This window comes from Streptomyces sp. NPDC091209 (genome assembly GCF_044757755.1).
Classification (GTDB): Bacteria; Actinomycetota; Actinomycetes; order Streptomycetales; family Streptomycetaceae; genus Streptomyces.
This window is the reverse complement of sequence record NZ_JBIVVR010000007.1, coordinates 305,665-319,096: the sequence shown is the minus strand read 5'-3', so window position 1 is coordinate 319,096 and position 13,432 is coordinate 305,665. Positions and strand designations below refer to the sequence as shown.

The 13,432-nt window shown below is 70.7% G+C and carries 14 protein-coding genes; 5 read left to right on the top strand and 9 right to left on the bottom strand.

Annotated elements, in window-relative coordinates:
* Positions 1-20: 20 nt before the first annotated feature.
* Positions 21-668 carry an HAD family hydrolase gene (locus ACIQRL_RS22350; RefSeq protein WP_401334023.1) on the bottom strand — a complete coding sequence of 216 codons (648 nt, stop codon included), beginning with the start codon at positions 666-668 and terminating at the stop codon, positions 21-23.
* 69 nt (positions 669-737) lie between these two features.
* On the opposite strand from ACIQRL_RS22350, the gene ACIQRL_RS22345 reads away from it, so the two are divergent.
* Both ACIQRL_RS22345 and ACIQRL_RS22340 read left to right on the top strand, forming a co-directional pair.
* Positions 738-1,097 carry a hypothetical protein gene (locus ACIQRL_RS22345; protein ID WP_401334020.1) on the top strand — a complete coding sequence of 120 codons (360 nt, stop codon included), beginning with the start codon at positions 738-740 and terminating at the stop codon, positions 1,095-1,097.
* Between the two features lies 1 nt (position 1,098).
* Positions 1,099-1,629 (top strand): hypothetical protein, encoded by a 531-nt coding sequence (locus tag ACIQRL_RS22340; RefSeq protein WP_401334017.1) that lies wholly within the window; start codon positions 1,099-1,101, stop codon positions 1,627-1,629.
* A 55-nt stretch (positions 1,630-1,684) separates the two neighbouring features.
* Here ACIQRL_RS22340 and ACIQRL_RS22335 read toward each other — a convergent pair whose 3' ends face one another.
* The 3 genes from ACIQRL_RS22335 to ACIQRL_RS22325 all read right to left on the bottom strand — a co-directional run bounded on the left by ACIQRL_RS22335 (position 1,685) and on the right by ACIQRL_RS22325 (position 4,050).
* Positions 1,685-2,188 carry a GNAT family N-acetyltransferase gene (locus ACIQRL_RS22335; RefSeq protein WP_401334014.1) on the bottom strand — a complete coding sequence of 168 codons (504 nt, stop codon included), beginning with the start codon at positions 2,186-2,188 and terminating at the stop codon, positions 1,685-1,687.
* Positions 2,189-2,246: 58 nt separating this feature from the next.
* Positions 2,247-2,741 carry a sigma-70 family RNA polymerase sigma factor gene (locus ACIQRL_RS22330; protein ID WP_401334011.1) on the bottom strand — a complete coding sequence of 165 codons (495 nt, stop codon included), beginning with the start codon at positions 2,739-2,741 and terminating at the stop codon, positions 2,247-2,249.
* Between the two features lie 145 nt (positions 2,742-2,886).
* Entirely contained in the window at positions 2,887-4,050 is a 1,164-nt protein-coding gene (locus ACIQRL_RS22325) for a glycerophosphodiester phosphodiesterase (protein ID WP_401334008.1), read from the bottom strand.
* A gap of 408 nt (positions 4,051-4,458) precedes the next feature.
* Between ACIQRL_RS22325 and ACIQRL_RS22320 the strand changes: the two genes are divergently transcribed.
* Entirely contained in the window at positions 4,459-5,130 is a 672-nt protein-coding gene (locus ACIQRL_RS22320) for a lysophospholipid acyltransferase family protein (protein ID WP_401334005.1), read from the top strand.
* A gap of 467 nt (positions 5,131-5,597) precedes the next feature.
* Here the strand turns inward: ACIQRL_RS22320 and ACIQRL_RS22315 are convergent, their stop codons facing one another.
* The 5 genes from ACIQRL_RS22315 to ACIQRL_RS22295 all read right to left on the bottom strand — a co-directional run bounded on the left by ACIQRL_RS22315 (position 5,598) and on the right by ACIQRL_RS22295 (position 11,622).
* Entirely contained in the window at positions 5,598-7,115 is a 1,518-nt protein-coding gene (locus tag ACIQRL_RS22315; protein WP_401334003.1) for an MFS transporter, read from the bottom strand.
* A complete protein-coding gene (locus tag ACIQRL_RS22310; protein WP_401334000.1) occupies positions 7,112-7,663 on the bottom strand; it encodes a TetR/AcrR family transcriptional regulator in 552 nt (183 codons plus the stop codon). The genes ACIQRL_RS22315 and ACIQRL_RS22310 overlap by 4 nt, the downstream gene beginning before the upstream one ends.
* A gap of 112 nt (positions 7,664-7,775) precedes the next feature.
* Positions 7,776-8,747, bottom strand: a complete 972-nt coding sequence (locus ACIQRL_RS22305; RefSeq protein WP_401333997.1) for an aldo/keto reductase — start codon at positions 8,745-8,747, stop codon at positions 7,776-7,778.
* A gap of 112 nt (positions 8,748-8,859) precedes the next feature.
* Entirely contained in the window at positions 8,860-10,293 is a 1,434-nt protein-coding gene (argH, locus tag ACIQRL_RS22300; RefSeq protein ID WP_401333995.1) for an argininosuccinate lyase, read from the bottom strand.
* 135 nt (positions 10,294-10,428) lie between these two features.
* Positions 10,429-11,622, bottom strand: a complete 1,194-nt coding sequence (locus ACIQRL_RS22295) for an argininosuccinate synthase (RefSeq protein WP_401333992.1) — start codon at positions 11,620-11,622, stop codon at positions 10,429-10,431.
* 246 nt (positions 11,623-11,868) lie between these two features.
* On the opposite strand from ACIQRL_RS22295, the gene ACIQRL_RS22290 reads away from it, so the two are divergent.
* The gene (locus tag ACIQRL_RS22290; RefSeq protein WP_401333989.1) at positions 11,869-12,717 is read left to right on the top strand and encodes a hypothetical protein; all 849 of its coding nucleotides are present in this window, start codon (positions 11,869-11,871) and stop codon (positions 12,715-12,717) included.
* 127 nt (positions 12,718-12,844) lie between these two features.
* Positions 12,845-13,432: a pyridoxamine 5'-phosphate oxidase family protein gene (locus ACIQRL_RS22285; RefSeq protein WP_401333987.1), complete on the top strand. Its 588-nt coding sequence runs from the start codon at positions 12,845-12,847 to the stop codon at positions 13,430-13,432.

Sequence of the window (13,432 nt, the reverse complement as noted above, 5' to 3'; positions counted from 1 at the left end):
CGGACAGCCATGGACCTCTCTCAGCCTCGGGCGGAGATCTCCACTCCGGCGTCCGTCACCAGTACGGACAGGGCCGACAGGTCCTCGACGACGAGGTCGGCGTCCAGCTCGTGGGCCTGGTGCGTTGTGGCCAACGCCACGGTGGTCATGCCGGCGGCGCGGCCCGCCCGGAGCCCGGCCGGGGCGTCCTCGAAGACGACGCAGCGGGCCGGATCGACGCCCAGTTCGCGGGCGGCGAGCAGATAGGGCTCGGGGTCGGGCTTGCCCCGGGTGATGTCGTCGGCGGCGATCAGCGTCTTGGGACGGATCCCGACCTCGTCGAGCCGGGCGTCGGCGAGCCGGCGGGTGGCGGAGGTGACGACGGCCCAGCGTTCGGCGGGCAGCGCGGCGAGCAGCGCGAGGGTGCCGGGCAGCGGCACGACCCCGCCAGGCACGTCGTCGACCTCGAGCTGCTCGATGCGGGCGAGCGCCTCGGGGACGACATCGGCGGGCAGCAGGTCGGCGGCTATCTCGACGGCGGGGCGGCCGTGCAGGGCGATCCTGGCGAAGTCCTCGGCGGTGATCCCGTACTCCTCGGCCCACTGGGCCCAGCAGCGGTTCACCGACTCGAGGGACGAGACGAGGGTTCCGTCGTTGTCGAACAGGAGGGCTTCAGCGTGGATCTTCATGGCGTCGACCCTACGGGGCAGCCCGGGGGCGAGCGCATCAGGCCTTTTGGCCCGTAATAGGGTCACGGCATGTTTGTTGCCCTGACGGTCGCGACGGCCGTCGCCGCGCTCGCGCTCGCCGCCTGGTGCGGCTGGGCCGCCCACCGCGATCAGCCCACCAAGGACTGGCACTTCATCGGCATGGCCGTGGTGTCGCTGCTCGCCCTGGTCCAGCTGGTGATCGGCGTCGTCCAGCTCGCGCGCGGCGAGAAGGCGGAGCAGGGCACGACGATCTTCGTGGCGTATCTGCTCGGCGCCTTCGCGTGCATTCCCGCCGCGGGGTTCATGTCGCTGGCGGAGCGCACCCGCTGGGGTTCGGTCACGGTGGCGGCCGGCGGCGTCGTCCTCGCCGTGCTCGAAGTACGGCTCTACGACATCTGGGGAGGCTGAGATGACGGCCACGGAGGAGAACACGACCGTGCCTCGGAACGAGCAGGACGAACAGGACGAACGCGACGAGCGGGGCGAGCGGGACGCGAAGCCGTCGGCGGGGTCCGCGGACAAGAAGCGCACCCGGCTCATCAGCGGCCCCGGCATCCTGCTGCTGTGGCTGTACGGGGTGATGGTGGTCGGCGCCGTCTCACGGTCGGCCGTGCAGATCTCCACGCAGTTCGACAAGGCACCGCTGGCCTACTCGCTGTCCGCGGTCGCCGGTCTCGTCTACGGATTCATCACGTACTCGCTCGTGCGCGGCGGTGAGACGGCGCGCAGGGCGGCGCTGGTGTGCTGCGCCGCCGAGCTCGTGGGTGTCCTGACCGTCGGGACCTGGACGCTGGTCGAGCCGTCCGCCTTCCCCGACGCCACGGTGTGGTCGGACTACGGCATGGGCTATCTCTTCATCCCGGTCCTGCTGCCGCTGTCGGCGATGTACTGGCTGCGCAAGGCCCGTACGACCGCCGACTCGCGACCGCAGCCGAAGTAGGCCGCGTTCGGACCGCGGCTGAAGCAGGCCGCGTTCAGGCGCTGGTGCGCGCGGCTCAGGCGCTGGTGGCGTACGCGCCGGTGTCGGCGCCCTTGGCCAGCGTCACCCGCGTCATGCGCTCGCCCACCCGCTCCTGCGAGACGGGCGCGTAGCCGTGCTTGCGGTACAGGCGCAGGTTGCGCTCGCTGCGGTGGCCGGTGAACAGCTCGAAGGACTTGGCGGTCCCCTCCGCGCCGAGGCGGGTCTCGATCGCGTCGAGCAGACGTCCGCCGAGGCCGTGCCGCTGCATGCGCGGATGCACGATGAGTTTGCCGATGTGGGCCGTGCCGTCGGCGTCGACGGCGCCGCGAACCGAGGCCACCACCTCGTCGCCGAGCCGGGCCACCAGGACGGTGCCGCCCGCCAGTTCCGCCCTCAGCGAGTCGAGCGGCTGCGTGAGCGGCTCGATGCCGTAGTCGCCGTACAGCTCGGCCTCGCTCTGATAGCAGAGGTACTGCAGCTTCAGGATCTGTTCCGCATCCTGCTCGGTCGCCGCCGAGATGGTCACGCTCATGCCCATGTGTGCATGCCTCCCGCTCACCTGTTCCACCGGTCGTCCCCCACTCCTATCCCCGTCGTCAGCGGGCCGCAACCTCCGTCGTCAGCAATCGCCGCAGACATCCAAGACATCTGGAACGTTCCGGACCAAGACTGCCCTGTGACATACCCAACTCACCTGCGATCTCCCGGTAGGTGAGGTCCTCCGGGGAGAACAGGGCGGCCAGCAGATCCGGGCAGCGGCCGGGCAGCCGGCGCAGGGCGTGGTGCAGTTCGCGACGGCGGGCGGCGGTCATCGCCTGCTGTTCGGGGCCGGGGGTGCGCTCGTCCGCGGGCTCGGTGGCGTACGGCCGCTCGACGCGGGACCTGCGGCGGCTGCGGCGGGCCTCGGAGCGCACGGCCCGGCGCAGCCAGCCCTGCGGGTCGGCGGGCGGTCCCGCCGTGTCCAGGCGCTCCAGCAGGCGCAGCCAGACGGCCTGTTCCAGGTCGTTCCGCTCGGCGCCGGAGGCGTGGGCCTCCGCCGACGCCTCGGCGGCGAGCAGCGGCCGCAGTGTGGAAACCAGCTCGTGGGTCATGTGCGGCACGACGCGGCCGCCCCGGCACGAGGTTGCCGGGGCGGCCGGTTGTCATCCCATCCGGGGTGACCGGGTCACGCGTTGACGGATACGGACACCTGTCTCGCTCCTCGGACGCGTGCGTCGACGGCCCGGTCCGGCGCGGTCATCCCTTGAGGAAGTCCGCGCGGGCCAGCACCGCGGTGTCCGCGTTGTCGGAGAAGACGCCGTCGATGCCCGTCTCGAAGTACACCTTGAAGGCGCCGAAGGGATCCCCGTAGGCGTCCACGGCGGTGCCCTTGCGGAAACTCGTGGGCAGGAAGGGGTTCTCGTTGCGCATGGTGTACGGGTGCAGGATCAGGCCCGCGCGGTGCGCGTCGGCGACGAGCGTGGTCGCGCTGGTGAGGTTGCCGTCCGCGTCCTTCGGGATGACCAGGTCGAGCGTGGGGCCGATGCCCTGCGCGTACGAGGCGATCCACTTCAGGCCCTCGGGGGTGACGAGGTCGGCGACCGTGCGGGGGTCACCCGCGGCGACGAAGTCCCAGGGGCGGGTGTTCGCGGCGGACAGCAGGACCACGAGCGGGTTGCCGACGAGCTTGTCCAGCCGCTGGATGCTGCTCGGCTCGAAGGACTGGAGGATGACCGGCGAGTCCTTCTTGTCCTTGCCGTACTTGCGCAGCAGCTTGGCGACCCGCTCCTCCAGACCGAGGCCGAGCGCCCGGAAGTAGGTGGGGTGCTTGGTCTCGGGGTAGATCCAGACCTGCTTGCCGCGCTTGCGGGTCTGCTCGTCCTGCCAGCGGAGCACCTCTTCGAAGGTGGGGATCTCCCAGCGGCCGTCGTAGAGGGTGTTGTGCGGGCGGTTGGCCGGGATGCGCTCGACGGCGCGCAGGGTCTTCAGTTCGGCGAGCGTGAAGTCCTCGGTGAACCAGCCGGTGGTGGGGACCCCGTCGAGTGTCTTGGTGGTCCTGCGGCCGGCGAACTCGGGGTGCGCCGAGACGTCCGTGGTCCCGCCGATTTCCGGTTCGTGACGGCATACGAGGTGGCCGTCCCTGGTGGGCACCAGGTCGCCGGCCTCGACGACGTCGGCGCCCAGGTCGAGGGCGAGCTGGTACGAGCCGAAGGTGTGCTCCGGCCGGTAGCCGGCGGCTCCGCGGTGGCCGATGACGGTCGGTCTGGGCAGGTTCCGGTAGCCGCCGCCCCCGTGCCGTTCGTCCGCGCTCGCCCCTCCAGGAAGGCCGAGCACCGCTCCGCCCGCCCCGAGTACCGCGGCTCCGAGCAGCGTCCGCCGCGCCGTGCCCCGCTCCTGACCGTTCGACTCCTGCGCCCCCATGAGCGCTCCTCCCGCCGTAGGTGCCCTGCCTGTCGAAGCGGGACGATCGTAGGTGCCCTCGGGTGACGGCAGGGAGGCCCGCGGTGGAACAGTGGGTGCCCCGGGATGTCGTACGGGATGCGGAACCTGACGGTCCGTCGGCATCGGCCGGGCGGTCGGGGGTAGGCGTGAGACTGCGGCGAAAGGGCGGCGATTCATGACGGGATCACCCGTTCGCCGGTACGGCACGCGACGTCCGTCACATCGCGCGGCCCCGGCGTGCGCCCCTCACAGGCACGCAACCGCAGGTAAACGTAGGTCAACAGTGCGTATCCAGTCGATGAACCCGATGTGCAATCATCCGCGAACCGCGAGTATCGTCCTCACCTGCACATACTCCATACCGATCCCTTGACACCGGAGGGCCCGTTGTCCCGCTTCGCGCTCATCAAGGCAGTGCTCGGACCGATCATGCGCCTGATGTTCCGCCCACAGGTGGAAGGCGTGGAGCACATCCCGGGCGACGGTCCGGTGATCCTGGCCGGCAACCACCTCACGTTCATCGACTCGATGATCCTCCCGCTGGTCTGCGACCGGCAGGTGCTCTTCATCGGCAAGGACGAGTACGTCACGGGCAAGGGCCTCAAGGGCCGCCTGATGGCCTGGTTCTTCACCGGCGTCGGCATGATCCCGGTGGACCGGGACGGCGCCAACGGCGGCGTCGCCGCTCTGATGACCGGCCGCCGTGTCCTGGAGGAGGGCAAGGTCTTCGGGATCTACCCCGAGGGCACCCGCTCCCCCGACGGCCGTCTGTACCGCGGCCGCACCGGCATCGCCCGGCTCACCATGATGACCGGCTCCCCGGTGGTCCCGTTCGCGATGATCGGCACGGACAAGCTCCAGCCGGGCGGCGCGGGCATCCCGCGGCCGGGCAAGGTCACGGTCCGCTTCGGTCCCGCCATGGAGTTCTCGCGCTACGAGGGCATGGACCGCGACCGGTACGTGCTGCGCGCCGTGACCGACTCCGTGATGACCGAGGTCATGCGGCTCTCCGGCCAGGAGTACGTGGACATGTACGCCACCAAGGCGAAGGCCGCCTAGCGCTTCCGCCGCGCGAAGGGTGCCCGGCGCTTCGCCCGGCCGCCCCGTCAGATCGCACACGGGTGGCCCCGACCGGCAGTTACCGGTCGGGGCCACCCGTTGTACGTGGTTCCGGCAGGTTCGCGCGAATCCCCCGAATCGGGTCGCGCCCGGGGGTAGCGGGCGCCCCGTACTTCGGCGCATCGTGCTTCGGCGCCCCGTGCTTCGGCGCTCCGTGCTTCGGCGCCCCGACCCCGACCGGCCGACACAGAGCGGTCCGACCCGGCTTGCGGGACATGGCCGACCGACCACGGCTTGCGGACCCCGGCCGACCGACCACGGCTTGCGGGGCCCGGCCGACCGACCACGACCGGCCGCCCTGGGCCGATCCGACCCAGGGCGATCCGACCCCCGGTCGGCCGACCCAGGTGGACCGGCCCAAGTGGACCGACCCAGGTGGACCGACCCAGGTGGACCGAACGGCGTTCCTACGTCTCCAGTTTCTGGCCGCGCAGCAGGAACCACGCCGCCACCGCGGTGGCGAGCAGGACCGCCGCGCCCGCGCCGGACGCGAGCGCCAGACCGTCCACGAAGGACTCCCTGGCCGCGGTGAGCATGGTCTCGGCGGTGTGCTCGGGCAGACTCCCGGCGGCCTCCATCGCGCCGCCCAGCGAATCGTGCGCCTCGGCCGGGGTGCCCGCGGGGCCGGTGAAGCCCGCGTAGACGCCGGTCACGACGGAGCCGAGCAGAGCGATGCCGAGCGCCGCGCCGAGTTCGTACGCCGTCTCGGAGACGGCGGAGGCGGCGCCCGCCTGGTCCTTGGGCACGGCGGAGAGGATGACGTCGGCGGTGACGGTGAACGAGAAGCCCGCGCCGATGCCGACGACCAGCAGGGCCGCGCCGAGCAGCGGATAGCCGGTGGACCGGTCGAGCACGGTGAGCGCGCCGAGCGCGAGGCCCACCGCGGCGAGTCCGGCGGAGACGACGGTCCGTACGGAGAACCGTCGCGCGACCCGCCCCGCGATCAGACCCGCCGCCACCGCGCCCACCGCGGCGGGGACTTCGGCGAGTCCCGCCTCGAACGGGCCCCGCCCCTGCACGAGTTGCAGGTACTGGGAGAGGAAGAACACGAGTCCGGACATGCCGAGCACGGTGAACAGGTCGGCGAGCACGGCACCGGAGAATCCCCGGTTGCGGAACAGTCGGACGTCCAACAGCGGCATCGGAAGCGTCAGTTGGCGGCGCACGAACCAGAACAGCGCTCCGGCGCCCAGCAGGCCCGCGGCGAACGCCTCGCCGCTCGGTCCGTGCGCGGCGAGCTCCTTCACCGCGTACACCACGCCGATCACACCGACGAGCGAGAGCGTGACGCTGATCAGGTCCCAGGGTCCGGGGTTCGGGCTCTTCGACTCGGGGAGCAGCTTCCGGCCGACCAGGACGAGCACCACCATCACCGGAAGGTTGATGAGGAAGACCGAGCCCCACCAGAAGTGTTCGAGGAGGAAGCCGCCGACGACGGGACCGACCGCCGTGCCCGCGGAGGCCGTCGCACCCCAGATGCCGATGGCGAGGCTGCGCTCGCGCGGGTCGTGGAAGATGTTGCGGATCAGGGCGAGGGTGGCGGGCATCAGGGTCGCGCCCGCGACACCGAGCAGCGCCCGCGCCAGGATCATCAACTCGGGCGTCGTGGCATAGGCGTTGAGCACGGATATGAGACCGAACGCGGTCGCGCCGACGAGCAGCAGCTTCTTGCGGCCGATGCGGTCGCCGAGGCTGCCCATGGAGACGAGCAGACCGGCGATGACGAAGGAGTAGACGTCACCGATCCACAGGAGCTGGGTGCCGGAGGGCTTCAGGTCCTCACTGATGTACGGGGTCGCGAGGCCGAGGACGGTCGCGTCGACGGCCACCAGCAGCACGGCGAGGACGAGGACGCAGAGCGCGAGCCAACGGCCCGGGCGCTTGTGCATCTCCGTCACGATTGCCGGCCGCAGGGTGCTGGTCATGGTTCCTCTCTCCGGAGCGCGCCGCCGAGCAGCAGCTCGACGATCATGTGGTGGAAGTCCTTGGCGGCGACCCGGCCCTCGGCAACGGCCCAGGCCGCCGAGGCCATCAGCCCGTAGAGCGCCTCGGTGAGCCAGGCCGGGGTGAGGTCGATGCGGAACTCGCCGCCCGCCTGGCCGCGCCGGAACAGCGCGGCCATCCGGGCGTCGAGCCGGGCCCAGCCCTCGTGCTGCCCGTCGCCCTCGAAGAGCTGGTTCTCCGTGTAGAGGAAGGCGAGCAGTCCGGCCACCTTCTCCAGCTCCTTCACCAGGCGGCGTACGGCTTCCTGGGCGGTGCCGTCGTCGAGCCGGGCCGCGTCCAGGGCGGCCTCGCACTCCTCGATGCCGAGCGCCTCCAGCGCGCGGACGAGCGCGTCGCGGCCGGCGAACTGACGGTGCAGCGTGGCCCGGCTGATCCCGGCGGCCTTGGCGACCTCGTCCATGGTCGCGGTGGATTTCCGGGTGAGCAGGGCGGCTGCGCTGCGCAGCACGTGGTCACGGTCGACAGCCATGAGACAATGATACCGCAGATGAGACATGCTTGTCTCATTCAGGGCGTGCGTGTCTCACACTCTCCGTGTTCAGAGGTTTCTCGAAGCCCTTCTTGCGTACCCCCTGGCACGCTCAGTGCCAGGGCAGCCGCCCGCGTCGTTCCCAGTACGCCCGCGGTTCCTCCACCAGGGCGGCGAGCCGGGAGAGCTGGTCGTCGTCGAGGTCGACGACCGCCGCGTGCAGGTTCGAGGCGAGCTGGTTGACGGTGGCCGCCCCCGACAGCACGACACCCGCCCAGGGCTGCCGCAGGATCAGCGCGAGGGAGACCGCGTCGCAGCCGAGGGAGGTCTCAGCGGCGACGGCGCGCACAGCGTCCGGCGCATGGGGCGCGGCGAGCCGGCCATTGGCCATGCCCTCCTTGACGATCACCGTGAGTCCGGCGTCGTGGGCCTCGGCGAGCGCAGGGCCGGCCGAGGTCTCCAGGAGGTTGTACGTGGACTGGACCGTACGGAAGAGCGGGGCGCCGTCGACCGTGACGGCGAGCGCGGCGCGGATCGCCTCCGGCTGCGCGGGCCCGCTGGTGGAGAAGCCGATCGACAGACCCCCGGCGGCCGCCTGGGCGAGGGCCGCGTGCAGTTCCTTGTCGGTGAGGGCCGGGCTGTCGGGGGTCACCGAGTGGATCTGGTAGAGGTCGAGCCGGTCGCCGAGCAGTTCCGCGGTCTCGGCGCGCTGCCGCTCGTACATGGCGAGGCCGTGGTCCTTGACCTCGTGCGCTTCGGCGTCGGTGCGCCAGTCCGCCGTGTACCGGTAGCCCCATTTGCTGCCGACGACGATGTCGTCGATGTCGGGGCGGCCGCTCAGCCAGTCGGCGAGGAACTCCTCGGAACGGCCGTAGGAGCGGGCCACGTCGAAATAGCGCACGCCTTGGGCGTAGGCGGCTTCGAGGAGTTCGTGGGTGCGCTCGCGCAGGGCGTCCACACTGCGCTCGGCCGGCAGGTCCTCCTCGCGGCCGAGGTTGATGTAGCCGGGGCGGCCGACGGCGGCGAGCCCCAGGCCGAGGTGGGCGGTGGGAGTCGTGGCTGAGGCGAGACGTGCGAAGGGCATCGCGGCTCCGTTCGGTCGGCTCCTTTACGGCTCCCGGCCAACGTAACCCGCGACACCCTCCGTCGTACGGCACCCGCCCCGTGCGCGGACCGTGTCCGCTCCGCCGGACGGGCTACTTCTTGTGCTTCGCCACGGCCCACGCCTGCTGGGCGGCGACGTCCGTCCTGATCTCGGCGAGCTGGACGGCGACCGCGCTGGGCGCCGTACCGCCGCGGCCGTCACGGGAGGCCAGCGCGCCGGGGACGTTGAGGACCGACCGGACCTCGGGCGTCAGATGCGCGGAGATCTTGGCGAACTGCTCGTCGGTCAGCCCGTCCAGTTCCTTGCCGTCGGCCTCGGCGACCTTCACGCACTCGCCGGCGACCTCGTGCGCGACACGGAACGGCACACCCTGCTTGACCAGCCACTCGGCGATGTCGGTGGCGAGCGAGAAACCGGCCGGGGCCAGCTCCTCCATGCGCTCACGGTGGACGGTCAGCGTCGCCATCATGCCGGTGAAGGCGGGGAGAAGGACCTCCAGCTGGTCGCAGGAGTCGAAGACCGGCTCCTTGTCCTCCTGGAGATCGCGGTTGTACGCGAGGGGCAGCGCCTTGAGCGTGGCCATCAGCCCGGTCAGATTGCCGATCAGCCGGCCCGACTTGCCGCGCGCGAGCTCGGCGATGTCCGGGTTCTTCTTCTGCGGCATGATCGACGAGCCCGTGGAGAACGCGTCGTGGAGGGTGACGAAGGAGAACTCCTTCGTGTTCCAGATGATGACCTCCTCGGCGATGCGGGAGAGGTTCACGCCGATCATCGCGGTGATGAAGGCGAACTCCGCCACGAAGTCGCGGGAGGCCGTGCCGTCGATCGAGTTGGCGACACTGCCGTGCTCGAAGCCGAGGTCCCTGGCCACCGCCTCGGGGTCCAGACCGAGGGAGGAACCGGCCAGGGCGCCGGAGCCGTACGGCGAGACGGCCGTCCGCTCGTCCCACTGGCGCAGCCGTTCCGCGTCCCGGGACAGGGACTGGACATGGGCCAGGACGTGGTGCGCGAACAGCACGGGCTGGGCGTGCTGGAGGTGCGTGCGGCCGGGCATCGCCACGTCCGGGTGCGCCTCCGCCAGACCGATCAGTGCCTCCTGGAGATCGGCGATCAGACCGCCGATGATCCGGGCGTGGTCGCGCAGGTACATGCGGAAGAGGGTGGCCACCTGGTCGTTGCGGGAGCGGCCGGCGCGCAGCTTGCCGCCGAGGTCGGGGCCGAGACGCTCCAACAGGCCGCGCTCCAGGGCGGTATGGACGTCCTCGTCGGCGATCGTGCCCACGAAGGAGCCGTCGGCCACAGCCGACTCCAGCAGGTCGAGGCCCTCGATCATCCGGGTGAGCTCGTCCTCGGTGAGCAGGCCCGCACCGTGCAGCACACGCGCGTGGGCACGCGAACCGGCGATGTCGTACGGCGCGAGGCGCCAGTCGAAGTGGACCGACGCGGACAGCTTGGCCAGGGCCTCGGCGGGACCGTCGGCGAAACGTCCGCCCCAGAGCCGGACGTCACCGCTGTTGCTGCTCACTTGCGTTACTCCTCGAAAGGTGTGGATGTGCCACCGCCTCCCCACGCGCGAGTGAGGAGGCGGTCGTCAGGCTAGTGCGGTCGGCAGGCTTCTAGGCGGCGGACACGACACGGTCCGCGCCAAGTCCCGTACGGCTTACGCCAGATCCCGCTTGGCGGCGATCTTCGACGACAGGCTGTAGATGTCGATGAAGCCCTTGGCCGCGGCCTGGTCGAAGGTGTCGCCCGTGTCGTACGTCGCGAGGTCGAAGTCGTAGAGCGAGGTCTCGGAGCGCCGGCCCGTGACGACCGCGCGGCCGCCGTGCAGGGTCATCCGGATGTCGCCGTTGACGTGCTGGTTGGCCTCGTCGATGAAGCCGTCGAGGGCGCGCTTGAGCGGGGAGAACCACTGGCCGTCGTAGACCAGTTCGCCCCAGCGCTGCTCGACCTGCCGCTTGTAGCGGGCGAGTTCGCGCTCGACCGTGACGTTCTCCAGCTCCTGGTGCGCGGTGATCAGCGCGATCGCGCCCGGAGCCTCGTACACCTCACGGGACTTGATGCCCACGAGCCGGTCCTCGACCATGTCGATCCGGCCGATTCCCTGGGCTCCGGCGCGCTCGTTGAGCTGCTGGATGGCCTGGAGCACGCTGACGGGCTTGCCGTCGACGGCGACCGGGACGCCGTGCTTGAAGGTGATGACGACCTCGTCGGCATCGCGGTGCTCGGCCGGGTTCGAGGTGTACTCGTAGATGTCCTCGATCGGCGCGTTCCAGATGTCCTCCAGGAAGCCCGTCTCGACCGCGCGCCCGAAGACGTTCTGGTCGATGGAGTACGGGGACTTCTTGGTGGTGGCGATGGGGAGCTGCTTCTGCTCGCAGAAGGCGATGGCCTTGTCCCGGGTCATCGCGTAGTCACGGACCGGGGCGATGCACTTGAGGTCGGGGGCGAGGGCGACGATGCCGGCCTCGAACCGCACCTGGTCGTTGCCCTTGCCGGTGCAGCCGTGGGCGACCGTGGTGGCGCCGTGCTTCTGGGCGGCGGCGACGAGGTGCTTGACGATCGTCGGCCGGGAGAGCGCGGAGACCAGCGGATAGCGGTCCATGTAGAGGGCGTTGGCCTTGATCGCCGGGAGGCAGTACTCGTCGGCGAACTCGTCCTTGGCGTCCGCGACCTCGGCCTCGACAGCGCCGCACGCGAGCGCGCGCTTGCGGATGACGTCCAGGTCCTCGCCGCCCTGGCCGACATCGACCGCTACGGCGATGACCTCGGCGCCCGTCTCCTCGGCGATCCAACCGATGGCGACGGAGGTGTCCAGACCGCCTGAGTAGGCGAGTACGACGCGCTCGGTCACGGGATTCTCCTCACAGTGCATTCTCTGACATGCATGAGTATGCAGCACTCTGCATGATTCGTCAATCGCAGCCCGCCCAGCCACGCTCGGCCGAGGAATCTTCACCGAGGGTTGAACAGCCGCACCCTCTGTCGCGTACCTCCCGCTGAACGCAGGCGCCGCGTTCGCGTACGGCAGACACACGAACGACGACCGACCAGTCGAACAAAGGCGGTCGTCCGCCCCCGACCCGAGTGAGGATTCCGCATGTCCAGGGCTCTTCCGAAGTACAACAAGCGGCGCGTCGTGATGATCGGCGGAGCCTCCGCCGTGGTGCTGTCCGCGGCGGTGATCGCCGGCAGCGCCCTGGCGGGCGAGACCCACGGGAGCGGCGCGCAGAACGCCACGACCAAGGCCGCCGCCGCGGGCACGGTGAACTGCCCGGCCGTCGCGCCGAGCCTGCCCGCGATCCCCGCCACCGCGAAGGCCGAGGTCGACCGCAACCTCACCCTGCTGGACACCCAGATCGCCGAGGCGAACAAGCGACTGGTCGACACCGTCGGACAGGGCGGCCCGAACTTCGTCCAGAACGCGATCCTCGGCCCCCTCAAGGACAAGCGCGTCGCCACCATCAACCGGATCGCGACGGCCGTCGGACGCACGGCGGCCAAGCCGCAGGGCCTGGACTCGCTCGCGCCCTGCACGCTCAACGGCGTGGGCGGCGCGGCCGCGGGCGGTGCTGCCACCGGCGCCGCCGCCCCCAGCGCGACGGCCACCGCGCAGGCGGGCGGGGCAGCGGGCGGAACGGGCGCGGCCACCGCGGCCGGCACCATCACCTGCCCGGACGTCGCGTCGCAACTGCCCGCCGTCCCGGCCTCCGCGAAGGCCGAGGTCGACCGCAATCTGGCGCTGCTGAACACCCAGATCGCCGAGGCCAACACCCGGCTGGCGAACACCGTCGGACAGGGCGGCCCGAACTTCGTCCAGAACGCGATCCTCGGCCCCCTGAAGGACAAGCGGACCTCCACGATCGACCGCATCGCGATCTCCATCGGCCGTACCGCCGCCAAGCCGACCGGCCTGGACACCCTCGCCGCCTGCACGCTCACCAAGTGAGGTGACGGACGACGTGGCCGCCCCGCCGCCGACCGGGCGGCCACGGGGTTCCGGCGGTGCCCCTGAACGCCGCCGGAACCCGCAATTCATTAGACAGGCGAAAGGCTTTCCCCGATAATCGTTAGACATGGGAAAGACCTATGAGTGCATCGACGGCCGCCTCCGTACGTTCATCGAGGCGCAGCCCCTCTTCTTCACCGCGACCGCACCCCTGTCCGAGGACGGCACGGTCAACCTCTCCCCCAAAGGGCTCAGTGGTTCGTTCGCCGTCCTCGACGAGCGGACCGTGGCGTATCTGGACTTCGCCGGGAGCAACGCGGAGACGATCGCGCATCTGCGCGAGAACGGCCGGATCACCCTGATGTGGTGCGCCTTCCAGGGCCCGCCCAACATCGTCCGGGTGCACGGCCGCGGTGAGCCGGTCTTCCGTGACGATCCGCGCTTCAAGGAACTCCTCGCCCGTTTCACGGCCATCGATCCGGCTCCGCACGGGCTGCGCGCGATCATCGTCGTGACCGCCGAGCTGGTCCGCGACACCTGCGGCTACGCGGTCCCCTTCATGTCGTACGACGAGGACCGCGATCTGCACGCGCGGCGCTTCGTGCGCGAGGACGACACCTCGCTGAGCGATTACTTCACCAAGAAGGAGCACATCGCGACGAGCCTGGACGGACTGCCCGGGCTGCCGCTGCCGTTGCCCCCCAGTACGGTCTGA